Origin of the sequence: Paenibacillus sp. FSL E2-0177 (assembly GCF_037992975.1) — a bacterium.
GTDB classification, from domain to species: domain Bacteria; phylum Bacillota; class Bacilli; order Paenibacillales; family Paenibacillaceae; genus Paenibacillus_AQ; species Paenibacillus_AQ odorifer.
The window spans coordinates 1,483,512-1,507,223 of sequence record NZ_CP150307.1 but is presented as its reverse complement, the minus strand read 5'-3'; the positions used below and the strand labels follow the sequence as shown (position 1 = coordinate 1,507,223).

The window sequence follows — 23,712 nt, the reverse complement described above, 5'->3', positions numbered from 1 at the left end:
CAAAGTCACGGCCGCATTTGAAGGTAATACTATTTAATCATAAGTATGATTATGATTATTTCTTAATCCAGTGCATCATTTCACGCAATTGGCTACCTACAACTTCTACTGGGTGAGCAGCTTCGTTGCGGCGAGTAGCGGTAAGGAAAGCACGTCCGGATTGGTTCTCAAGGATAAAGTCACGAGCGAATTTACCTTCTTGAATATCTGTCAGAACAGCTTTCATAGCTTTTTTAGTATCTTCAGTTACAATACGTGGTCCAGTTACATAGTCACCGTACTCAGCAGTGTTACTGATAGAATCGCGCATGCTGGACAATCCGCCTTCGTATACCATGTCAACGATCAGCTTCAATTCGTGCAGACATTCGAAGTAAGCCATCTCAGGAGCATATCCTGCTTCTGTCAATGTTTCGAAGCCAGCTTTGATCAGTGCGGATACACCACCGCAAAGTACAGCTTGTTCACCGAACAAGTCAGTTTCGGTTTCTTCACGGAAGGAAGTTTCGATAACCCCTGCGCGTGTACAGCCGATACCTTTTGCATAAGCAAGACCGATTTCTTTAGCTTTTCCAGTTGCATCTTGTTCGATAGCAATCAAGCCAGGAACGCCAAAGCCTTCAACATAAGTACGACGAACCATGTGACCTGGAGATTTTGGTGCTACAAGCAGCACGTCTGCATCTTTAGGAGCAACGATTTGTCCAAAGTGTACGTTAAAGCCGTGGGAGAACATCAAAGCTGCGCCTTTTTTAAGGTTTGGTTCTACTTCATTTTTATATACCGAAGCCTGTGTTTCATCTGGCATTAGGATTTGCACAACATCTGCACGGGATACTGCTTCAGCTACTGGCAATACTTCAAAACCGTCATTTTTCGCAGTTTCAAAAGATTTACCTTCACGAAGACCGATGACAACTTGAAGACCACTGTCACGCAGGTTTTGTGCTTGGGCATGTCCTTGGCTACCGTACCCGATTACCGCAATTGTCTTTCCTTTTAATACACTAAGTTCTGCATCCTGTTCATAGTACGTTGTAACTGCCATTGTCAATATCCTCCTTTAATTTGAGACCCATCATAAAGAGCGGGTGCTTCAAGAGAACTGGAATCATAGAAGATCTAGCTGCTCCTCAAGCTCCCGCTCTTTAGCGGGAAGTTCATTCATATCATATCAGATTAATGCAATCAAGCAGTAATCCGTTAAAGTCGCAAAATAAACTATTTAAGAGTTACCGCGTACCATAGCCGTAATACCCGTGCGAGACAGCTCTCTGATTCCATAAGGTTTCAAAAGCTCGATCATCGCATCAATCTTCACTGTATCTCCAACTACCTGTACTAACAATGTAGTGCTGCCAATATCAACAACTGAAGCCCGGAAGGTTTCTACAACGCCCATAATTTCCGGACGCTCACTTGGATCGGCATTCACTTTAATCAGAGCCAGCTCACGAGCAACCATGGGCTTAGATCCAAGATCAACGACTTTAATTACATCAATTAACTTGTAGAGCTGCTTCTCGATTTGTTCAAGCGTATGCTGGTCTCCAAGAGTAACGATAACCATCCGGGACAATCCAACCTCTTCAGACTGGCCAACCGTTATACTCTCAATATTAAATCCGCGGCGACCGAACAAACCCGACACCCGTTGAAGCACACCCGGCTGGTCATTTACGAGTACAGAAATCGTATGTCTTGTCACTGTTATTCATCCCCCATCAGCATATGATCGATGGTTGAACCTTGAGTTACCATCGGGTAGACATTCTCGTCTTTTGGAACAACGAATTCTACCAATACTGGACCCGGTGTTTCCAGTGCTTTCTGCCATGCATCACGTGCTTCTTCCTTATTCGTCGCCCGTAGACCTTTTACACCATAGGCCTCAGCCAGCTTAACGAAGTCCGGACTGCCTGCGAGGTCTGTAAAGCTGTAACGTTTATCATAGATAAGATTCTGCCATTGGCGAACCATGCCAAGCACCTGATTGTTAATTACTACAATTTTGACTGGTATATTGTTAATCGCACATATCGCTAGCTCTTGGGAACACATTTGCATGCCGCCATCACCATTAATCGATACTACCAACCGTTCAGGATGTGCCATCTGTGCACCGATAGCTGACGGGAATCCGAAGCCCATCGTTCCAAGACCGCCTGAAGTAATCCATGAACGCGGATGATTGAACTTATAGTATTGTGCAGCCCACATTTGATGCTGACCAACATCCGTTGTAACAATCGCTTCACCTTTAGTGGTGTCATTGATCATTTCAATCACCCATTGTGGTTTAAGCTCTGTTTCTGAATCCTTATACCGAAGCGGCTGATCTAGCTTCCACTGAGCAATCTGTGTTCTCCAAGCATCAGCATTAGATGCGCGGCCAACCTCAGGATTCAGCATTTCCAATACCGTTTTCACATCGCCTACAATCGGAATATCAGGCGATACATTTTTCCCGATTTCTGCAGGATCGATATCGATATGCACGATTTTGGCTTTTGGCGCGAAGCCGTCCAGTCTGCCAGTAACACGGTCATCAAAACGTGCACCGATATTAATGAGCAAATCGCACTGTTGGATCGCATTATTCGCGGTATACGTACCATGCATACCCGGCATTCCCATCCAAAGTTCTTCTGCACTAGGGAAAGCTCCGAGACCCAGCAAGGTTGTAGTAATTGGAATCTCTGTCCGTTTCACGAATTCGAACATAGCTTCATGTGCTCCGGAGTAAATAACTCCACCACCTGCAATGATGATCGGACGTTCAGCAACCGCAATCGCACGAACCAATTTATCAAGCTGCAGTTTGTTTGGAACTGTACAAGGATTGTAGCCCCGAAGATTCACTGTTTTCACTGGTGTGAACAACGTCTTCGCTGCTGATACGTCTTTCGGAATATCGATCAACACTGGACCTTTACGACCGGTATTCGCCACATGAAAAGCTTCATGTATAACACGGGGGAGATCCTCAACATCTCTTACAAAGTAGCTATGCTTAGTGATTGGCATCGTTATCCCGGTAATGTCTGCTTCCTGGAAAGCATCTGTACCGATCAGGCTGGAGAATACGTTACCTGTGATTACAACCAATGGAGTGGAGTCCATATATGCTGTAGCAATACCTGTTACAAGATTCGTTGCTCCGGGACCTGAGGTAGCTATACATACCCCTGGTTTGCCACTTGCTCTAGCGTAACCGTCAGCTGCATGAATAGCACCTTGCTCATGACGTGTTAACACGTGATTGAAATCCGTAAAACCGTACAATGCATCATAGATGTACAGTACAGCTCCACCCGGATATCCGAATACAGTGTCTACACCTTCTAATACAAGGCTGCGGAGTAATATCTCGGAACCGGAAATGACCTCCGGCTCCATCCATTTTTCTTTTAACTGCTCAGTAGACCGTAATTCCGGTATTTGCGCGCTCATCAGTATTCCTCCTCCGATATTTAACATTCATTATGCAAATGACGGACCGTCCTTTATACATCAGCAAATGGTTCCTTATAAAACAAAAAAACCTTTCGCCTCCCACGCACAGTATTAGCGCGTGAGGGACGAAAGGTTGATCTTCCGTGGTACCACCCATGTTTGCATTACATCTCGCGATGCAACGCCTTATCAGGTATACAAAAATCCATCGATGTAGGCAAGGGCCCTAATCTCTGTAACCTGAAGTCCCTAACGCGGACTAAACGATTTTCCCTAATAATTCCACCACTCTAGCCAGTGGACCTTTCAGGAAAACAGCTCCGAGGTGAGCTCGTATATAAGGGATTTCGGTGGAGGTTGCAGCAGATCCTCACACTCTCTGAGCAAAAGAGCCCTTAAAACTTCGTCCTCATCATTGCCGATACATGTATGTTCGATAAAATGTTTAGACACATTATATGATTCCTAACATGGATAAGTCAATACCCTTATTTTTAATATTGTCACAACTCCTACTTCTACGTGCTGGGAACCCCCACCACGCTCCCGACATATGATGTACGACAATGCGTAGAAAGGGGGCGCTCTATGATCCGTTATCGTCGACCCAAGCAGGATGACGTCATTATCCTTGATTTAATCGAGCGACAGCTTGTACCATTATCTCATTTACCAAAGACTGAAATTGCCAAAATCAAAAAAGATATCCCCCGTCGTCTGGGACACGGTATCACCTTAGTCGCCTGTCCCGACTATGAGAGTGATCCAATGGGGTTTGTCCATTTCCTGCTGCATGGTGATTTACTTTATATCGATATGTTAGCCATAGCACCCGCAGCACGGCGCAAACACTTGGGGAATATGCTCATGGATCGAGCAGAACGATTTGCACTATCACGCGGATGTCATCGGGCTAAGGTATCCGTCGATTTAGGAAACACAGCAGCTCTTGCCTTTTATCAAAAATTGGGCTACAGCGTAGCCCGTTATCAATCCCTAAGCTTCTGTTACGAATTGGAGAAAAGGTTCATCTAGTTAAATCGAATTTCAACTGAACTTAAAAGAATCCGAAAGGTGGATAGGGTGTGCCTCCGTACCCGTAACCTCCATAAGGATTACCATAGCCAGGACCTCCGCCATAAGGCGCTCCACCGCCATAGCCACCACCAAAAGCATAAGGTGCTGTACCAATAGCTAGCAAATCAAACAACACTAAAGGAATGATTGCTTTGGTTTGTACTTTTTTACCACTTACGCGTTGTAATATCAGACGATTTCCGGATACACGAAGCAGTTTCCCTGTCACCTGAGTACCGTCCTTTTTTACTGCAATGATCTGCTTACCTACGAGTCTCATAACCTGCTTCTTCGTAACTGGCTTAGTCATATGATCCCCTCCTAAATGTTTTGTACGCCTCTCATTTGCATCATCTACAAAACAGTCTATTCGATGGAAAGGACCTTCGCCTGTACACTTGCCCTCCTGCCTCAATGTTTATCCTTGCTGATCCTAATAAAAAAGCCGTATTTCCGGGAAAAGACCGGAAATACGGCTTTGAAAAGTTACATTTCTATCGCTTACCAGGATCGTATGGCTGTCCTAATGCCTTAGGAGCAGAGGATCGGCCTACAGCCCCTACCAGCACGATGATAGTCAGTACATAAGGGATCATAAAGATAAACTCTTGAGGAATATTTTGTGACCACTCATACAATTGAACATAGTTGCGGATCGCTTGGGAAAATCCGAAGAATACCGCTGCACCAAAGGCACCAAGTGGATTCCATTTCCCAAAGATCATCGCTGCAATGGCGATAAAACCTTGACCAGAGATTGTATTATGTCCAAAGGTTCCGGTTGTTGTTAAAGTGATTGTAGCTCCACCAATACCCGCCATCAATCCACTCAACATTACACCGATATATCTCATCCGATTAACTTTTACACCCAGTGTATCTGCAGCACTTGGATGCTCACCTACTGCACGCAAACGCAATCCAAATGGCGTCTTAAACAGAACCAAATAAATAACGATGACCAGTATTATGGCCAGATAAGTTGTAGGATAGGAATTAAAAATCCCTTCACCAATCACTGGGATTTTGGAGAGCCCAGGAATTGCAACCTTGCTAAACCCATCAATGATCGGAGTTTCAGCAGATCCATCAAACAGGAGCTTTACCATATAGAGCGTGCTTCCTGCAGCTAAAAAGTTAATAACCGTACCACTAATCGTCTGATCAGATTTAAAGGTTATAGATGCAACCGCATGAATTAGTGAGCCTAGCACACCAACAGCTATAGCACAGAGTACACCAACCCAAGGAGCCCATTCGCCCATTCCAGCGTCCTGAGCATAATAACCGCCTACTGCTGCCGCAAAGGCACCAAACATCATCAAACCTTCAAGTCCAATGTTTACGACACCGGAACGTTCAGAGAAGATGCCGCCAAGTGAGGCAAAAATGAGCGCTGTGGAAAAAACAAGCGTTGTATTAAGCAGTTGACCTAACGTCTGCAGATCCATCTATAACACCTTCTCTTTCTTGCGCTTGAAGTAAAAGGGCTTAAGCACCCAGCGCACAATCCCTTGTGCCGCAATAAAGAATATGATTGAACCAATAACGATACGAATAAGCTCTGGTGGAACATCTGCAGCAAAACTCATACCCGCAGAACCATAAGTCAGCGTACCGTAGAGAATCGCAGCCAGAATAACACCAAGTGGATGTGTTAAACCAAGAAGAGCAACAGCGATACCATCAAATCCATATCCTGGCGATGCCGCGAAAATAGCTTGATAATGGAATACACCAAGCACCTCTCCTGCTCCGGCCAGACCGGCGAATACACCACTTATGAACATTGCCTTCATAACGTTACGTCCAACATTCATCCCTGCATATTCGGCAGCATGTGGATTGTAACCAACTGCACGCATTTCGTAGCCCTGCTTGGTCTTCCATAAGTACACATAGAAGAATACCGCTGCAGCAAGAGCAATAGCTGTACCCCAGTGTAGACGTGCATTATCAAATATCGAATTCAAAAAGGTCATGGAAAGCGAGGCCGGAATATCCTCGGAACGATTTTGTCCTGGAAGCAACAAAAAGTTTCTAACGATATAATTCGACAGGTAAAGAGCAATCCAGTTTAACATGATTGTGGTAATAACTTCGTTAATCCCACGTTTTGCTTTCAAATAACCGGCAATCCCTGCCCATAAACCACCGCAGACACCCGCAATAATTACAGCAAGCGGGACAAGCAGGAAGGATGGCAGACCTGCCATCTTAATACCCACCACTGTTGCCGCTGTCATACCAATCATTACTTGGCCATCTGCCCCGATATTAAACATCCCTGAACGGAATGCGAAAGCTACGGCTAGCCCTGTAAGCATTAATGGTGTCATTTCGCGCACAGCTTCACCAAAGTTATACAAATTACCAAACACACGTTTGAACAGTGCGGAGTAAGCAGTTATCGGATCATAACCGCCCAGAAGCATAACTATTGCTCCCACAAGAAAACCAAGCACGATGGCAACCAGAGGAACGATGTAGCTGTCAGTTGTGAAGATTTTTTTGAACTTATTCAACTGCCTTACCTCCCCGCTGCAAGCTGCCTGCCATCATAAGACCCAGTTCCTGATCATTCGTATCTTGCGGGAACACTTCACCGACAATTTTCCCTTCATAGATAACAGCGATTCTGTCAGAGACGTTCATAATCTCGTCCAATTCAAAGGAAATAAGTAGAACAGCCTTTCCTTGATCACGCTGAGCTATGAGTTGCTTCTGAACAAATTCAATAGCCCCAACATCTAGACCGCGTGTAGGTTGTGCGGCAATTAACAATGTCGGATTTTTATCTATTTCCCGCGCAATAATCGCTTTCTGTTGATTTCCGCCGGATAAAGAACGTGCTTTGGTCTCTATTGAAGGTGTACGTACATCAAATTGCTCTATAAGCTTCGCTGCGTACTTATCAATGACATCATTTTGCAAAAAGCCATTTTTGTTGTAAGGACTCTTATAATAGGTTTCCAAAACCATATTCTCACTCATGGTGAAATCAAGCACTAACCCATGCTTGTGGCGGTCCTCAGGAATATGAGAGACATTCATCTCTGAAACCTTCCGCGGTGATAAATTAGCAATTTCATTGCCAGACACGGTTATCGAACCCGAATCAATTTTGCGCAGACCTGTAATGGCCTGGATCAACTCACTTTGTCCATTACCATCTACGCCAGCAATCCCGAGAATTTCCCCTGCTTTTACTTCAAAGCTAAGACCATCCAGTACGGAGACCCCATCTTTACTCTTACTGCTGACATCCTTCAGTTTGAGTACAGATTGGCCAACCTCAGGAACCTTCTTGTCCACTTTGAAAGTTACGCCACGCCCAACCATTTTTTCAGCTAGCTCATTAGGATTGGTCTCCGCGGTATTCACAGTATCAATTACTTTCCCACGTCTAATAATGGTGACCCGATCAGATATTTGCATGATTTCTTTAAGCTTATGCGTGATCAAAATAATGGATTTTCCCTCTGCAACAAGCCGCTTCATAATCGCCATGAGTTCCGTAATTTCTTGAGGCGTAAGTACTGCGGTCGGCTCATCAAATATGAGAATATCCGCTCCACGGTACAGGGTCTTCATAATTTCTACCCTTTGCTGCATACCTACCGAAATGTCATGAATAACGGCATTTGGATTCACTTGCAGGCCATATTGCTCCGATAGCTTCCGAACCTGTTCCGCAGCGGATTTATAGTCAATTTTAAGACCTTTTTTCGGCTCCATCCCAAGAACAATATTCTCGGTCACCGTAAAAGGCTCCACAAGCTTGAAATGCTGATGAACCATACCAATACCAAGCTCAATAGCTTTATTGGGGTTATCAATAATAACCGGTTTCCCGTCGATTTCAATACTGCCTTCATCCGGTTGATACAATCCAAATACAATGTTCATTAAAGTGGACTTGCCTGCACCATTCTCACCAAGCAATGCAAGGATTTCACCCTTTTTAAGCGTCAAGCTAATGGAATCGTTAGCAACAATACCGGGAAAGCGTTTTGTGATTTGCTTCAACTCTACGACAGGAGCCGCAGCACTCATGGAATCACCCTCATCACAGAATATATAACTACCTTATAGACACGGATGTACCGCCCTTTGTAAGGCGGTATATCTATGTTCCTCTTATCATAACCAGTGCTTTAACAAGGAATAAGGCCAGCACAACACCGGCCTTATTCTTTGATCCTTATTGTAATGCAATAAATGGAGACTAACTATTACTCGGAAGGAACAGTGATTGTTCCATCAATGATTTGTTTTTTGTATTCTTCAACTTTAGCCAGGATCTCTTCAGAAACGTTGTCCTTAGTATCAGAAATACCTACACCATTATCTTTCAGACCAAGAACGGTTGTAGTACCACCCTTGAACGTACCGTCAATTACTTCTTTAGAAACTTTAAGAACAGCTTCGTCTACACGTTTGATCATGGAAGTCAAAGTAACGTCAGTACCAAACTCGATGGATTGGTCTTTATCTACACCAATAACCCATACTTTAGTACCGCCTGCTTTGTTACGAGCTTTAGCTTCGTTGAATACGCCATTTCCTGTTTGTCCAGCAGCAGGGAAGATAATGTCGTTTCCGTCGTTATACAATGTAGCCGCAAGAGATTTACCAACGTCTGGTTTGTCATAACCACCAGCATAAGTAGGTGTTACTTTAGCTGAAGGGTTAACTGCTGCTACACCAGCTTTAAAGCCAGCTTCAAAACGTTTGATTACAGGGCTTTCCAGACCACCGATGAATGCAACTTTGTTAGTTTTTGTAGTCAGACCAGCAACCACACCAACCAAGAAGGAACCTTCATTTTCGGAGAAAGTAACGGAAGCTACGTTAGGAGCTTCAACTACGCTATCAATGATAGCCAAGTTAGCATTTGGGTTCTCAGTAGCTACTTTTTTAATTGCGTCGCCAAGATCAAAACCAATACCCCAAGTCAAGTTGTATCCATCTTTAACGAAGGAGTTAAGGTTTGGCTCATAGTCAGCATTTGATTTACTTTGCAAGTACTTAACGCCACTACCTGTTTCTTTTTCAAGAGCTTGCAATGCTTCCCATGCGGATTGGTTAAACGATTTATCGTTTACGCCACCAATGTCAGTAACCATACCAAATTTGAAATCGGATTTAGGTGCGTTTGTTCCTGCATTGGTTCCTGCATTAGTTTCACCTTTAGCGGCGTTGTTATTGTTGTTTCCACAGCCTGTCAAAACGACTGTAAGAGACAGCAACATTGCAAGAGATAGCTTTAAACCTTTTTTCATTGAATGTAATCCCCCTTAAAATATTGGATGTCTTCTGTGTTCTGCTTGGACATTCCATTAGTTCAAATTATAACTGCAATAAAATCTAAAATCCAGTGCATAAATGACCTCAGGTCAATAATAATTTGCACTTTTTAGCAAGTAACCGCTTTCCATGACATAGCATGTTACAGTTATGTCTGGTTAATGTCAGAAACCCTGATTTTACTCTGTATAGTATTCCAACACATTACAAATATTATTGCACACTTAAGTGTTTTCTATTATTATGATTCCTTAGTAATTGCACTGAAAGGAAGTTATCAGATCATGACCGAAGAAATAAATCCACAAACAACACCGGCCTTCAAATATTGCCGTGAATCCCGTGTCTTCAAAACCGGACGCGTTTTCCCTAATGATGTCAATAATCACAAAACATTATTCGGTGGCAAGCTTATGAGCGGCATTGATGAAGTAGCCTCCATTTCAGCTATGCGCCATTGTCGAACTAACGTCGTCACAGCCTCTACAGACTCTGTAGACTTCTTGAGACCCATTCGCCCTACGGACTCCGTATGCTTTGAATCCTTCGTCTCCTGGACCGGACGGACAAGCATAGAGGTGTTTGTGAAGATCATTTCAGAAAATCTATATACTGGAGAGCGCGCTGTCGCTGCTACTTCATTCCTAACCTTTGTCGCAGTCGAAGAGGATGGCACACCTACTCCGGTCCCAGCTATCATCCCAGAGACAGACGAAGAGAAGCTGATCAACGAATCTGCTAATGAACGTTCCGAGCTACGAAAAGTTCGCCGCAATATCAGCAAAAAACTCGCCGCTCAATTAAACACCATAAAGTACTGGGAATAGCTCTGCAGATGCAGAGCTTTTTCTTTTATGTAGGGAATGTCAATGCTGCTTCATCCCTATCTTACCGCACAAAAAAGCACCGCTGCATGGGCAACCCGCAGGCGGTGCTTTTCGGTTATATTACAACACTTACGCGTTGATTTTCTCTTTAGCAATACCAGCCAAGGAGTTGAATGCGTTAAGATCATTCACAGCCAGATCAGCCAGCATTTTACGGTTAACTTCTACACCAGCCAATTTCAGGCCGTATACAAGCTTGCTGTAAGAAAGACCGTTCAAACGAGCTGCTGCATTAATACGAACGATCCACAGTCTGCGGAAGTTACGTTTAGTTTGACGACGGTCGCGGTAAGCGTAAACCATCGATTTCATTACTTGTTCTTTAGCTGTTTTAAAAATACGGTGTTTAGAACCGAAATAACCTTTTGCCAATTTCAACACTTTTTTATGTTTACGACGAACTACAAATCCGCCCTTAACTCTTGCCATATTAATAAACCTCCCAAAAATGTGTAATAAACTATTTCAAGTTAGCCAATCCTTGTTTCAAACGTCTTACATCCCCAGGGGCCATTACTGGATTTCCGTTCAGAACGCGCTTAGCGCGTTTAGATTTGTGGGACAGCAAGTGGTTTTTGTGAGCTTTGTAACGTGTTACTTTACCAGTTCCGGTAATTTTGAAGCGGCCTTTCAGGCTGCTGTGTGTTTTCATCTTAGGCATGGTGTTTCCTCCTTGAATATTATGCGGCGCCAAATTGCAGATAAGCAAGTGACTCCAGATTTATTGAGCTTTAGGAGCCAAAATCATAATCATGCTGCGGCCTTCCAGCTTTGGCTGGCGCTCAACAACAGATATATCAGCCACTTCGTTCTTCACTCGTTCGAGGATTTTTTGGCCGATATTCGCGTGTGTAATCTCACGTCCGCGGAAACGTACGGAGCACTTCACTTTATCGCCCTCACCCAAGAACTTGATCACATTGCGGAACTTAGTTTGATAATCATGTTCCTCAATGTTAGCACGGAACCAGACTTCCTTGATATCAACGACCTTCTGGTTTTTACGCGCTTCCTTCTCTTTCTTCTGCGTTTCATAACGGAACTTGCCGTAATCCATGATGCGGCATACCGGCGGCTTAGCCTGTGGTGCTACATTGACTAGATCCAGATTAAGATCGATCGCCATTTGCAGCGCTTCGCGGATCGGTTTAATTCCGATTTGCTCACCTTCCGCACCAACCAACCGTACCTCTTTGGCCCGAATTTCATCATTGATCATATGTTCCTTACTGATAACTCTCCACCTCCGGATCTTTTTAACAACTATTCTCACGTAACTCCATAAAAAAGGGGTGCCGGTAACACCCGACACCCCGTGTTTGATCAACGTTCATGAACATTAACATTCATAAAGCATTGAGATCAAAACCAGCCGGCGAATATGCCAGTCAGGTGAGAAGCAGGTGCTTCTTCTTGCAATCCCTATGATTTGCGTACTTGAATACTATACACCACACTATTTGGGGTGTCAATCCTTTTATGCAGAAATTTCGTGAATTTTATACCTGCTTACTTTGTACTTCTTCAAGTCGTACTACGCGAGTATGCTTGGTATGGCTCCATTGCTTATTGTTCTGCGTGAAGAACGCATAGAACGTAATCGGATACCACGAGATCAAGTAGATCGGGAAGAATACAAGATAAGCATATACTTTCTTGAACGTAACCTTCTCTAATGCCATCGCAATACCAAAAGTCACCAGATTGGCGCCAATAGCCAGGAAGCTGAGCCAGATCGGCAAGCTGCCGTAAATGTTAGCGATATTCGGTCCGTTAAAGAACGCCATATCCACCCACATTACCGCCGTCATTAAAAAAGTGAGCAATACAATATATACATTCGCTCCATAAAGCGCGAGGTCAAACTTCGTTAAGCTGCGTTCTTTAATACTTTGCCAAAGCAATGGGAAAAAATAACGGCGAGCAACAGTGAAGTGCCCCTGCATCCAACGCAGACGCTGTCTTGAGGAGGCCTTGAAGGTTAACGGCTTCTCATCAAATACCTTTGCATCATAATTGAACTTAGGATATACACCATGTGCTGCACTACGCATCGTAAACTCCAAGTCCTCGACCAAACTTGTAGCTCCCCAGCCCATTTCTTTAAGAAGTGTGGTCTCAAAACACATTCCGGTTCCGCCAAGGAAGTTAGCCATATTTAAATTATGGCGTGAAAGTTGCCACAAACGGTTAATATACCAGTACGAAATACCATAAGCAGCTGTAATCCAGGAATCCTCTGGATTCTTGGTGTCGATATAACCTTGGATTACCCGTGCACCTGAACAAAGATCATTATTCATCTCCATCAGGAACTCAGTATGCGCCAAGTTATCAGCATCGAACATGACAACAGCATCATATTGCCGCGGCATAGCCCACAGCTCTTTAAGCATCCATTCTATTGCGTAGCCTTTACCTCTCAGATTTGCATTGGTGCGGACACAAGCGTTCATGCCGTGTTCTCTAACGATGCGAGCTGTACCGTCTGTACAATTGTCACAAATTACAAATACATCGTACAGTTCTGATGGATAATTAAGCTGCTTCAGATTCTCCATTAATGCGCCGACAACTTCTTCCTCGTTATGTGCGGCAACAAGTACGGCAAAAGATTTTTCCGGCTTATACTGCGTTTTTTTCTTTTTCCTGTGCAGTCCGAATAATGAAAACGTAAACTGATAGACTGCGATTGCTGCCAAGATCACTTGGAGCGTAACAAACAGTGCGTCTGTCATGACCTTTTGATGCCCCCTTTTTTCACTCTTGGTGTTCTTTTTTTCTCTCTAGCTTGCTTGACGTTCTTTCTGACCCTTTTGTTGCATCCCTTAACAATAGACCAAGAGTATTCTTATTCTCGGCAGACTTCACAATTTTTATATATGCTGTTTAAAAGAATTCTATGGATTCCTTTTTTTGAATCCTTATTTATCTCTTACCCTTTTAAACAGGTTTAGTCTGCTTGAATCATTGTAAAGCGTAATAGTGCTCTAAGTCAAAACTGGCAAATTTCGTGTAAACCTGAGCTTTTCCTTGAAATGAACTACCTTTAAAAAGTATGATTAAGACAGATCTAAGCTATAGAACGGATTACTGCATTAACATCTGTTAACGGTAGCCGGACTAGCGGAGGGAATTAGATATGAGACATTTATTCATGAAACTACATCTCTGGGAGCGGCATCTTTTTAAGTGGATCAACGGACGAATGCATAATCGTTTTTTGAACTTTTGGCTCTTTTACCTTACTCATTTGGGTGGAGCTACTAGCACGATTGTTATCAATATACTGGTATGGGTATTAGCTCCTGAGCCTTGGAGAACTACAGGTTTACAAGCCTTAACAGCACTAGCTGTCAGCCATATACCCGTAGCTATCGCCAAAAAACTGTACCCGCGTATGCGTCCTTATCTGGCGTTACCGGAAACCAATACTTTTCGTAATCCATTAAAGGATCATTCTTTTCCATCTGGTCATACTACAGCTATCTTTGCTTCTACGGTCCCTTATATGCTGGCGTTTCCTGCTTTGACCGTTATTCTGCTGCCGCTAGCTTGTATTGTCGGATTTTCTCGTATTTATCTTGGATTGCATTATCCATCAGATGTTATAGCTGGCGCAGTGATCGGTTCCTGCGTAGCAGCTGGTACTATAGCCTTATGGATGTAAAGCATTTATTGTTAATAACCGGGAAAACCCTTGAGAATAGGTGAATCAACATTGCGTAAAAAAAGAATCTTAATACTCTCGGAAGGTTTTGGCGCCGGACATACACAAGCAGCTTATGCGTTGTCGAGCAGTCTGCGCCAATTATCGCCTAATTTACAAACGAAGGTGCTAGAACTTGGAAATTTTTTAAACCCCAAGATGGCACCTATTATTCTGTCTGCTTACCGAAAGACGGTAACGACACAGCCAAAATTGATGGGTTATGTCTACCGTCACCAGAAATCATTCAATCGTCTTACCACGCTTGCCTTGCATCGTATATTTTATACGCATGCCAAAAATATTGTGAGACAACTGAAACCCGACGTAATTGTCTGCACACATTTTATTCCAGGTGCTGTAGTGTCCCGCCTAAAGAGATTGGATCCTACCCTAAATGTGCCGCTCGTCACCGTCATAACGGATTATGATGCGCATGCAACCTGGATTAGCCCAGAGGTAGACCTTTACCTGGTTTCAACACCTGAGGTTAAATCCAAATTGCGCAGCCGAAATATTCCTGCCACGAAAATTCAGGTAACAGGTATACCGATACACCCTAATTTTTGGAAGCATCCCGGAAAGCAGGAGATTCGAGAGCAATTCAATCTGCGGGAGATGCCAACCGTTCTTGTCATGGGCGGCGGCTGGGGAATCATGAACGACCAAGTCGTAAACGCTTGTCTGGCGGAATGGCGTGACAAGATTCAGATTGTTTTCTGTCTCGGCAATAACGAACAGCTGCTAAAGGAAATGAAAGAAGACCCGCATTATAATCATCCTAATATTTCCTTACTCGGCTTTACGCGTGAAATCCACAAGCTGATGGAGGTGTCCGATCTGCTGGTTACAAAACCGGGAGGAATGACCTGCAGTGAAGGGCTTGCAAAAGGTATTCCGATGCTCTTCCATCACCCTCTTCCCGGGCAGGAGGAGGAGAATTGCCGCTACTTTACTGCAGCCGGCTTCGGAGAACCCATCGAATCTTTAGAGGTTGTCGAAATGTGGATGGAGCGCCTCTTAAACAACTATGAGGATGTGCAAAACAAGCGCAAACTTCATCTTGAAGAAATTGCGCGCTACCATCCTTTACAATGTGCTCAGAGTATCATTGAATTATTGGAATAATTAATTTAAAAAAGCGGCAGCCTCCAAACTACTTTACTTGGAGAGTTGCCGCTTTATTATTGAAGCATGCCATTTGAAGCAGTGCTTTGTAACTACAGCCGATATTTATCCAATCGGGTAGCCTGATACTGTTTGAGTGCTTCTGCACCTACAATTGCCTCGCAACGATGGATATTCACGCCACGTCCGACAAATTTCGTCTCATATTCTGTCATGATATGATCCTCGTTGATGATGCCATCTGCATGTAGGTCCAAAGAAATATTTTTCATCTGCAAGCCAAAGTCCGCAAAGGCATTTAATGAGAACTCAAAAAGACTGCGGGAATCTGTTTTTAGATGAATTTCACCTAGATCGCTAAGCAAACCGCGATATTTGTCAAGAAAACGTGGATGTGTCAAACGACGCCGGGCATGCTTGCTTTTAGGCCACGGATCGCTGAAATTAAGATAAATCCGCTCAAGCTCTCCCGGAGCAAATACTTCCTCAGCATAATCGATATTTGCAAGTGCCAATTTCAGGTTAGGCGGTGTTTCATGTCCTGCCGGCTCCCATACTGCTCTAGCCTTATCTCCAGCACGGCGGATCAGCTCATCATACATATCCACTCCGATAAAGTTAATATCAGGATATTTAAAGCTCATTTGGCTGATAAACTGTCCTTTGCCCATTCCGAACTCCACATGGATCGGATGATCGTTACCGAACAGCTTGGACCACTCACCTTTATAACTCCGAGGATCTAGAATGACTAAATCCGTCTGTTCTTCCAAACTTTCACGTATTCCTTTTCTTCCGCGTAAACGCATAGGTATTCCTCCGATTATCTCTTATACGATAACTGTCACTTGCAATATTGTGCCGAAATTGTCCCAAAAAGTAAAGGGATTGCGGTAAAAAAAGAAAAAGGAATTCTCTGGTTCAGCTCTTAAATGAGCTGTTCAGAGGAATTCCTTCGTTGTTGTATATTGGAATAGATTTCGTTCTTGTCTGGCAAATCAGGATTTACTTTGTGTTTGTGGCAAATGTCTTTTTTTCGAATGCGCTACGAATTTTGCGCTGCGCATCTGTCTTGATCTTAGGGTTGCCGTTAAATTCCACGCCCGTTAGTGCAAGGGCTTCATCTGGTGTTAAGTGGACTTCAATCGAATCTTTACCCTCAGCATATACCGTTTGAGAATTCATTGCTATCACCTCACGGTTATTATTATGGATCGGACGACACGAAATTATGAACTCTTGGATGAATTTCTTTATGCCACAGCAGCTTTTCACACTCTGAATATAACATACTATGTAAGCATTTTCAAGCTGAAAGCGCCTTATTTCCTGCCTATTTTTCATGCCGTTATGAGGAGTCAATGTTACGCCGAGCTCGGTTTTTTGATACAATGTATTGGATTATAAGAAACGGCTGTGCGTTCTCTGGGATAAGGACGCCATCTGTCTCAGAAAAATATAAGGATAAGGAATCTTATCCTTATATTTTCAGAAAGGGGCTTCTCGTGTCTAATCTTCAATACACTTCTCCTCCGCAACTTTGGGGAGATAAACGTTTTCATACTTGGAATTACGAAATGCGTGAACACATGAACACCAAGGTATTCAAAGTTATGCTTGATGCAGGCTTTACCTGTCCCAATCGTGACGGCTCCATTGCTAAGGGAGGCTGCACATTTTGCAGTGCCAGAGGTTCTGGTGATTTTGCCGGAAGCCGCCGAGATGACCTAGTCACACAATTCAATAACGTCCGTGACAGACAGCATCTGAAATGGCCAAATGCTAAATATATCGGTTACTTCCAAGCCTATACTAATACGTACGCTCCGGTCGAAGAGCTGAGAGAATATTTCGAAGTTATTTTGCAGCAGCCTGGTGTCGTTGGATTGTCTATTGCTACTCGCCCTGACTGTCTGCCGGATGATGTGGTCGAATATTTAGCAGAGCTGAACAAGCGTACGTATCTTTGGGTAGAGATGGGTCTTCAGACTATACATGACTCCACTTCTGAGCTTATTAACCGGGCGCATGATACGCAGTGTTATGTGGAGGCTGTGGAGAAGCTGCGCCGTCACAATATTCGGATCTGTACCCATATCATTCACGGTCTCCCACAGGAGACGCACGAAATGATGCTTGAAACGGTATCTGCTGTAGCTCGCATGGATGTGCAGGGAATTAAGATTCACCTTCTGCATCTCATGCGCAAAACACCAATGGTGAAGCAGTATGAAGCAGGATTGCTCCGATTCATGGAACAGGACGAGTATGTGAAGCTGATTGCTGATTCACTTGAAATTCTGCCCCCTGAGATGATTGTTCATCGCTTGACTGGAGATGCCCCACGGGATCTCTTAGTTGGACCGATGTGGAGTCTCAAGAAATGGGAAGTGCTAAATGCCATTGACGATGAGCTTGTTGCTCGTGATACTTGGCAGGGTAAGTATTGGAGGAAGGGCTAATGGGCTTTATGTCCGTTCTAAGCTTTGCTCATAAATTAATCTCTGAGCGGCTAACTTTAGGTGACCGTGCGATTGATGCAACTGTAGGTACTGGTGCTGACACGCTTTTTCTAGCCAAAACAACCGGAGCTCGTGGCGAAGTCTACGGCTTTGACATTCAAGCTGCGGCGCTGAAGCTGGCAGAAGAACGTCTCCGGCTTGCGCGGGAGGACACTTCTTCACTCTCTGCCGTTACCTTACTGGAACGCAGCCATGCCGAAATGGCAGAAGCCGTCCCCGCTAACTGGCCAGGCACCGTTGGTGCTGTAATGTTCAATCTTGGCTATCTGCCTTCAGGCGATGCCGACAAGAATATCATTACTGAGCCAGATAGCTCTATTGCAGCCTTGGAAGCTTCACTCCAGCTGCTGCGTCCGGGGGGAATTATTACGGCTGTACTGTATCCTGGCCATGCAGGCGGAGATCTCGAAGCCGCCGCTGTTGAAGCTTGGGCTGCGACTGTTTCCCCTAAGGTAGCGCAGAGCATTGTATACCGCCAGTTGCAGCGCACGGACGCACCTTATGTAATTGCCCTCGAGAAGAAAAAAGGTTCCCCATCTTAAGCTTTGTAAACAATCAAACAATCTTGTAATTGGGAAGGAAGATTACGAATGACACAACCATATCCTTTAAAATTTCAACCGGAGTTTAAAGAACGTGTCTGGGGTGGCCGCGCGCTGGAGAAATTCGGCCTGAATCTACCAGAAGGTCATATTGGTGAAGGCTGGATGATTGCCGATCATGCGAATGGAACATCTTCGGTGGTTAATGGAGAATTAGCTGGACAAGGTCTGGATCAAATTCGTGAGCAATTTGGTCATGAGTGGTTCGGAAGCAAGGGAATATCAGAAGCTGGCGGAAGATTTCCACTCTTGATCAAATTGTTGGATTGCAACGATAACCTTTCCGTTCAAGTCCACCCTACGGATAATTATGTAGGATTGCCTAAAGGTGAACTGGGTAAAACAGAGATGTGGTACGTATTAGACGCTAAGCCAGATGCAAAAATCATCTACGGCCTTAAAGAAGGTGTAGACCGTGAAACATTACGCGAAGCACTGGAAAATGGCACGGTTATGGATAGCCTTCAAGAGGTATCTGTCTCCGCTGGCGATTCCTTCTACATCCCTGCCGGAACGGTACATGCTCTATGCGCTGGTGTCGTTGTAGCGGAAATTCAACAGAATTCCGACACTACATACCGTATTTATGACTACGACCGTCCAGGTCTAGATGGAAAACCACGCGAGCTTCATATCGAGGATTCTCTGAATGTTACAGCTTATGAAGGCGCCGGCGCTACTTCGATGAAGACCGATCATGCAGTGCCTGGAGAGTGGCTGCAGCTTGCCGCTTCACCTTATTTTATTGTCGAAAAAGGGATCGTAAATGGTTCATGGGATCTCACCACTTCAGAAGACAGCTTCACTATTCTGGTTATCTGCGAAGGCAGCGGACATCTGACTTGGGAAGGTGGCTCCCAGCCTTATGCCGCAGGGGAATGTTATCTGATTCCTTCCAACCTAGGCCGTTATACTATCGAGGGTCATTCTACTGTGCTTCGCTCTTATTTACCATAAGTCGAGAACCTTTAGGAGGAATGGACCATGAAGGAAAACAGCTTTACTCTAACGGATCCCATAGGTGTAACCATCCATGTCTATGAATGGTTACCTGAGTCCGATGTTCCAGTTAGAGGAATCGTGCAAATTTCACACGGGATGTGTGAAACTGCTGCCCGTTACGCTCGTTTTGCGGAAGCTTTAACCGGGGTTGGTTATGCAGTATATGCCAATGACCACCGGGGACATGGTAGAACCGCTGGTCAAGTCAATCTGCTTGGTGATGTTGGGGAGGACGGATTTTATTGGATGCGGCGCAATCTTCTGCAGGTAGGTGCCGCAGCACTCTCCAAGCATGAAGGAAAGCCCATCATTTTATTCGCACACAGCATGGGTTCCTTTCTGGGTCAAAAACTCATGTGCGAAGAAGGCAACGAAATCTATTCAGGGTTTATCCTAAGCGGGACAAATGGTCCACGCAGTATGCTGCGTATTGGAGAATCTCTGGCTAGCGCGCAGCTTAAGCTAAAGGGTGAGCATCATCGCAGTGTACTGCTGAACAGTCTGGTATTTGGCAGCTATAACCGCGCCTTTTCCCCGGTCAGAACAACATTTGACTGGCTGAGCAGCGATACTGCGGAAGTAGATAAGTACATTTCCGATCCATTCTGCGGAGCTATTTGTACAACACGCTTTTTCCGTGGTTTCTTCCACCTCCTAAGAGAGATCCATACTGAGGAATCACTTAGCACATTATGTACAGGTAAGCCCATTTATATATTCGGTGGGGATAAGGACCCTGTCGGGATGAACGGTCAAGGCATTCCCCGTCTTGCGGAGTTGTATAAGAAACGAGGAGTGTCAGACGTTGAGTTCCGACTCTATCCAGAAGGCAGACACGAAATGCTAAATGAAGTGAATCGAGATCAAGTCACAGCCGATGTGCTCAACTGGTTAGAGCGCCACCTTCCTTCAGAGGTTGCTAAGATAAGTTAAGAAAAAAGCGCAGTTGTTAGTGAATTTATGAGACGAGAAATGAGACAACAAATGTGGCAACATAGAAGCGATGCTCCCGGTATTTGGGAGATCGCTTCTTTGCGTTTTGCGTAACTTATCTCAGCAGACTTCTCAATCTAACAATCTCCAGTTCCTCCGCGCATCTGAACTTAGTAAATAAACATCCCCCACCGCTAATGGACTCAGTTGACGCTGTTTTCAGCTCATCGTTCTCCCCCTCCACTTTCGGACTCGGTTAACACTAACTACACATCGTCACTCTCCCCTCCACTTTCGGACTCAGTTGACACTAACTACACATCATTACTCTCCCCGCTACTTTCGGACTCAGATGACACTATTTGCTAATTTATAGCCTTTCGAGCTGGGTTTCGGACTCCAGTGCAGCTATTCATGTGAAACAGGTTCATATTGGGTGTGTTTCGTGCCAATAGCGACTATGCGGTCCGTTAGCATCCAAAAAACAGGATAATTCCACGTTTAAGGTCCGCTGGGTCCGCCTGCGTCGGGTTACTCACCGCTTACGGACTCCGTTGTCGCTAGCTACACATCATCACTTTCCCCCTCTACTTTCGGGCTCAGTTGTCACTAGCTACATATCATCACCTTCCCCCGCCGCTTTCGGACCCATATGACGCTATTTGCTAATTTATAGCCTTTCGAGCTAGATATCGGACTCCAGTGCAGCTATTCATGTGAAACAGGTTCATATTGGGTGTGTTTCGTGCCAATAGCGACTATGCGGTCCGTTAGCATCCAAAAAACAGGATAATTCCACGTATAAGGTCCGCTGGGTCCGCCTGCGTCGGGTGACTCACCGCTTCCGGACTCAGTTGACACTAACTACACATCATTACTCTCCCCGCTACTTCCGGACTCAGTTGACGCTATTTTCTAATTTATAGCCTTTCGAGCTAGGTTTCGGACTCCAGTGCAGCTATTCATGCGAAACAGGTTCATATTAGGTGTTTTTCGTGCCAATAGCGACTATGCGGTCCGTTAGCACCAATAAACAGGATATTTCCACGTATAAGGTCCGCTGGGTCCGCCTGCGTCGGGTTACTCACCACTTCCGAACTCCGTTGTCGCTATCGCCCAAGGCAAAAAATAGACCGTCCCATAAAGGAACGGTCTATCCTTCCACCCGCCTATTACAAAGGCAGTGTGTAGTATTGAGCGCGTTGGCTCTCGTTCTGCTGATACATTACGATTAGTAGCGTGCGCCCTTCCCTAATGGAAGCGGGCTCCGCTACAGCTACAGCCGAGTTTGCTGCTTGCGCAGTCTCTTCTAAACTACTATCCGTTGCTCCCTGTAATGGCGAGTCTGCCGAAGGCAACGCCTCCAGATTAGCCATATCAGCTTCACTATCCTCCAAGCCTTCATCGGCACGCATGCCGCTGATGGAATCCAGCACCGCTTCCAGCGAGAATGGCAATACTTCCAGCACAGTATACTTTTGCAGTTCTCTTTCGTTAAGTCCTGCTTCTGCTAACTGGGCAGAAATTTGACCCGGATTAGCCGCGATATCTTTTAAATAGCTCGACCAATCCGACTTATCCAGCACGAAATCCCACCAGATTTTGCGCGGCTTGTACTTGTGTCCAAGAAAATAGTCCAGCTTCATCAAGCCAGTTATAACATCCATAGACGGCGTCCCGCGATCTATCAGGAAGGACTGCAGGCGGGTGAAGAGATCTTCCAGCTGATGACCAATCTTTTGCCAGCCTCTCTCCTCCCAGTAGTCACCGAACTCCTGAAAGAAATCGAATGGCGAATCAAATACATGTCGGATCAAGTACTTGGCCGTATGGTCCATCCGGTGGCTGTTCCAGTATTTCTCCAGCACATCCTCAAGCCGCTTCAAACGGATAATGTCTGAGAAAGGCATCATATGACTGCTAAGAATTTCGTAGGGTGCGTGTTCCATATACGTGTACTCATATTTAGACGCCTGCGCCCGCAGCCCCGTTCCCCGCAGCATTTTGAGGAATCCTAGCTGTAGCTCTTCCGGCTCCATAACGAATACATCATTAAACGTTTTACGGAAGGTACTGTAATCCTCCATAGGTAGTCCGGCAATCAAATCCAGATGCTGATCGATATTGCCGCTTGCCTTAATCTTCATTACGGTACGGGACAGCTTTTTGAAATTCTGGCGGCGTTTAACAAGCTCATTCGTCTCATCGTTGGTAGATTGCACCCCAATCTCAAATCTAAAAATACCCGGAGGCGCATTCTTAGATAGGAAATCCAGAACTTCAGGCCGCATGATATCTGCGGTAATTTCGAACTGAAACACACAGCCTTGATGATTATCGATCAGGAATTGAAACATTTCCATCGCATAGTTGCGGTTGATATTAAAGGTACGATCCAGAAATTTAATGATTTTGGCGCCATTCTGTATTAAATAGAGCAGATCAGATTTCACTCGTTCAATATCATAATAACGTACGCCTACCTCAATACTGGATAAACAGAACTGGCAGTTAAATGGGCACCCGCGGCTTGTCTCAAAATAAACAATACGTTTACTCAAATCTGGAATATCCTCAGGAAAACGATGCGGCGTAGGCAGGGTATTCAGATCGCTTTTGGGACGTGGTGGATTGACAATGATCTCTTCTCCCTTGCGATAAGCGGCTCCATACACAAAGTGAAACTTACGATCATCCCTTAGCTCCTGCAGCAAATGGTGGAACGTCTCTTCCCCATCTCCATTAACTATAAAATCAATGCCAGCTTCTCTTTTCATCCAATGAAGCGGCTCATACGAAACTTCCGGTCCTCCGAGAACAATCGTAACTTCAGGCATCACTTGCTTAAGAATACCAATCAGCTTCAGCGTCTCTTCGATGTTCCAGATATAACAGGAGAAACCAATCACATCTGGCCGTTTCTGAAACAAGTCGGACACAATATTCATCACGGGATCTTTGATGGTGTACTCTGCCAAATGAATATCCTTAAATTCATGCTCACTGTATGCTTTTAGCAAGCGGATTGCGAGCGAGGTATGAATATATTTGGCGTTTAACGTGGTCAGGACGATTTTCATGCTACA

At 44.7% G+C, this 23,712-nt stretch carries 23 protein-coding genes and 1 other annotated feature; of the genes, 8 read left to right on the top strand and 15 right to left on the bottom strand.

Annotation, left to right across the window (positions count from 1 at the left end):
• Positions 1-55 precede the first annotated feature (55 nt).
• From ilvC to ilvB, 3 genes are all read right to left on the bottom strand, one after another.
• Positions 56-1,048 carry a ketol-acid reductoisomerase gene (gene ilvC, locus MHI25_RS06770; RefSeq protein WP_036679485.1) on the bottom strand — a complete coding sequence of 331 codons (993 nt, stop codon included), beginning with the start codon at positions 1,046-1,048 and terminating at the stop codon, positions 56-58.
• 177 nt (positions 1,049-1,225) lie between these two features.
• Positions 1,226-1,714 carry an acetolactate synthase small subunit gene (gene ilvN / locus MHI25_RS06765; protein WP_170914191.1) on the bottom strand — a complete coding sequence of 163 codons (489 nt, stop codon included), beginning with the start codon at positions 1,712-1,714 and terminating at the stop codon, positions 1,226-1,228.
• Positions 1,711-3,453 (bottom strand): biosynthetic-type acetolactate synthase large subunit, encoded by a 1,743-nt coding sequence (gene ilvB, locus MHI25_RS06760; RefSeq protein ID WP_036679490.1) that lies wholly within the window; start codon positions 3,451-3,453, stop codon positions 1,711-1,713. Before ilvB ends, ilvN begins: the two co-directional genes overlap by 4 nt.
• 591 nt (positions 3,454-4,044) lie before the next feature.
• Here ilvB and MHI25_RS06755 point away from each other — a divergent pair.
• Entirely contained in the window at positions 4,045-4,491 is a 447-nt protein-coding gene (locus MHI25_RS06755) for a GNAT family N-acetyltransferase (RefSeq protein ID WP_036679492.1), read from the top strand.
• Between the two features lie 22 nt (positions 4,492-4,513).
• On the opposite strand, the gene MHI25_RS06750 is transcribed toward MHI25_RS06755, so the two are convergent.
• The 5 genes from MHI25_RS06750 to MHI25_RS06730 all read right to left on the bottom strand — a co-directional run bounded on the left by MHI25_RS06750 (position 4,514) and on the right by MHI25_RS06730 (position 9,818).
• Positions 4,514-4,843, bottom strand: coding sequence for a hypothetical protein (locus MHI25_RS06750; RefSeq protein WP_076128060.1), 330 nt, complete (start codon positions 4,841-4,843; stop codon positions 4,514-4,516).
• Between the two features lie 184 nt (positions 4,844-5,027).
• The gene (locus MHI25_RS06745) at positions 5,028-5,984 is read right to left on the bottom strand and encodes an ABC transporter permease (RefSeq protein WP_036679496.1); all 957 of its coding nucleotides are present in this window, start codon (positions 5,982-5,984) and stop codon (positions 5,028-5,030) included.
• Positions 5,985-7,058, bottom strand: coding sequence for an ABC transporter permease (locus MHI25_RS06740; protein ID WP_076107269.1), 1,074 nt, complete (start codon positions 7,056-7,058; stop codon positions 5,985-5,987).
• Positions 7,051-8,589 carry an ABC transporter ATP-binding protein gene (locus MHI25_RS06735; protein WP_076192998.1) on the bottom strand — a complete coding sequence of 513 codons (1,539 nt, stop codon included), beginning with the start codon at positions 8,587-8,589 and terminating at the stop codon, positions 7,051-7,053. The genes MHI25_RS06740 and MHI25_RS06735 overlap by 8 nt, the downstream gene beginning before the upstream one ends.
• Before the next feature lie 179 nt (positions 8,590-8,768).
• Positions 8,769-9,818 (bottom strand): BMP family ABC transporter substrate-binding protein, encoded by a 1,050-nt coding sequence (locus MHI25_RS06730; protein WP_076107271.1) that lies wholly within the window; start codon positions 9,816-9,818, stop codon positions 8,769-8,771.
• Positions 9,819-10,127: 309 nt separating this feature from the next.
• Here MHI25_RS06730 and MHI25_RS06725 point away from each other — a divergent pair, with 309 nt between their 5' ends.
• Complete coding sequence (locus MHI25_RS06725) at positions 10,128-10,670, top strand: acyl-CoA thioesterase (RefSeq protein ID WP_051491073.1); 543 nt, start codon at positions 10,128-10,130, stop codon at positions 10,668-10,670.
• Positions 10,671-10,799: 129 nt separating this feature from the next.
• Here the strand turns inward: MHI25_RS06725 and rplT are convergent, their stop codons facing one another.
• From rplT to MHI25_RS06705, 4 genes are all read right to left on the bottom strand, one after another.
• Complete coding sequence (rplT, locus tag MHI25_RS06720) at positions 10,800-11,159, bottom strand: 50S ribosomal protein L20 (protein ID WP_036679505.1); 360 nt, start codon at positions 11,157-11,159, stop codon at positions 10,800-10,802.
• A 31-nt stretch (positions 11,160-11,190) separates the two neighbouring features.
• Positions 11,191-11,391, bottom strand: coding sequence for a 50S ribosomal protein L35 (rpmI, locus tag MHI25_RS06715; RefSeq protein ID WP_036679507.1), 201 nt, complete (start codon positions 11,389-11,391; stop codon positions 11,191-11,193).
• Positions 11,392-11,451: 60 nt separating this feature from the next.
• On the bottom strand, positions 11,452-11,949 hold the full coding sequence (infC, locus tag MHI25_RS06710; RefSeq protein ID WP_036679510.1) for a translation initiation factor IF-3: 498 nt from the start codon (positions 11,947-11,949) through the stop codon (positions 11,452-11,454).
• Between the two features lie 57 nt (positions 11,950-12,006).
• Positions 12,007-12,151: a sequence feature (ribosomal protein L20 leader region), on the bottom strand.
• A 78-nt stretch (positions 12,152-12,229) separates the two neighbouring features.
• Positions 12,230-13,468 (bottom strand): glycosyltransferase family 2 protein, encoded by a 1,239-nt coding sequence (locus MHI25_RS06705; RefSeq protein WP_036679513.1) that lies wholly within the window; start codon positions 13,466-13,468, stop codon positions 12,230-12,232.
• A gap of 404 nt (positions 13,469-13,872) precedes the next feature.
• On the opposite strand from MHI25_RS06705, the gene MHI25_RS06700 reads away from it, so the two are divergent.
• Both MHI25_RS06700 and MHI25_RS06695 read left to right on the top strand, forming a co-directional pair.
• Positions 13,873-14,400 carry a phosphatase PAP2 family protein gene (locus tag MHI25_RS06700; RefSeq protein WP_076128062.1) on the top strand — a complete coding sequence of 176 codons (528 nt, stop codon included), beginning with the start codon at positions 13,873-13,875 and terminating at the stop codon, positions 14,398-14,400.
• A gap of 51 nt (positions 14,401-14,451) precedes the next feature.
• Complete coding sequence (locus MHI25_RS06695; protein WP_076128064.1) at positions 14,452-15,567, top strand: glycosyltransferase; 1,116 nt, start codon at positions 14,452-14,454, stop codon at positions 15,565-15,567.
• A 92-nt stretch (positions 15,568-15,659) separates the two neighbouring features.
• On the opposite strand, the gene trmB is transcribed toward MHI25_RS06695, so the two are convergent.
• Positions 15,660-16,376: a tRNA (guanosine(46)-N7)-methyltransferase TrmB gene (trmB, locus tag MHI25_RS06690; RefSeq protein ID WP_036679523.1), complete on the bottom strand. Its 717-nt coding sequence runs from the start codon at positions 16,374-16,376 to the stop codon at positions 15,660-15,662.
• Between the two features lie 196 nt (positions 16,377-16,572).
• Complete coding sequence (locus MHI25_RS06685; RefSeq protein WP_036679526.1) at positions 16,573-16,752, bottom strand: hypothetical protein; 180 nt, start codon at positions 16,750-16,752, stop codon at positions 16,573-16,575.
• 320 nt (positions 16,753-17,072) lie between these two features.
• On the opposite strand from MHI25_RS06685, the gene MHI25_RS06680 reads away from it, so the two are divergent.
• From MHI25_RS06680 to MHI25_RS06665, 4 genes are read left to right on the top strand one after another with little or no spacing between them, the layout of a single operon-like run.
• Positions 17,073-18,029 (top strand): TIGR01212 family radical SAM protein, encoded by a 957-nt coding sequence (locus tag MHI25_RS06680; protein WP_076107276.1) that lies wholly within the window; start codon positions 17,073-17,075, stop codon positions 18,027-18,029.
• On the top strand, positions 18,029-18,631 hold the full coding sequence (locus MHI25_RS06675; protein WP_076219068.1) for a class I SAM-dependent methyltransferase: 603 nt from the start codon (positions 18,029-18,031) through the stop codon (positions 18,629-18,631). Before MHI25_RS06680 ends, MHI25_RS06675 begins: the two co-directional genes overlap by 1 nt.
• A gap of 48 nt (positions 18,632-18,679) precedes the next feature.
• Positions 18,680-19,648 (top strand): type I phosphomannose isomerase catalytic subunit, encoded by a 969-nt coding sequence (locus MHI25_RS06670; protein WP_340395146.1) that lies wholly within the window; start codon positions 18,680-18,682, stop codon positions 19,646-19,648.
• A 27-nt stretch (positions 19,649-19,675) separates the two neighbouring features.
• Positions 19,676-20,626, top strand: a complete 951-nt coding sequence (locus MHI25_RS06665) for an alpha/beta hydrolase (RefSeq protein WP_076128072.1) — start codon at positions 19,676-19,678, stop codon at positions 20,624-20,626.
• A 1,172-nt stretch (positions 20,627-21,798) separates the two neighbouring features.
• Here the strand turns inward: MHI25_RS06665 and MHI25_RS06660 are convergent.
• A complete protein-coding gene (locus MHI25_RS06660) occupies positions 21,799-23,706 on the bottom strand; it encodes a B12-binding domain-containing radical SAM protein (RefSeq protein WP_340395145.1) in 1,908 nt (635 codons plus the stop codon).
• Positions 23,707-23,712 lie beyond the last annotated feature (6 nt).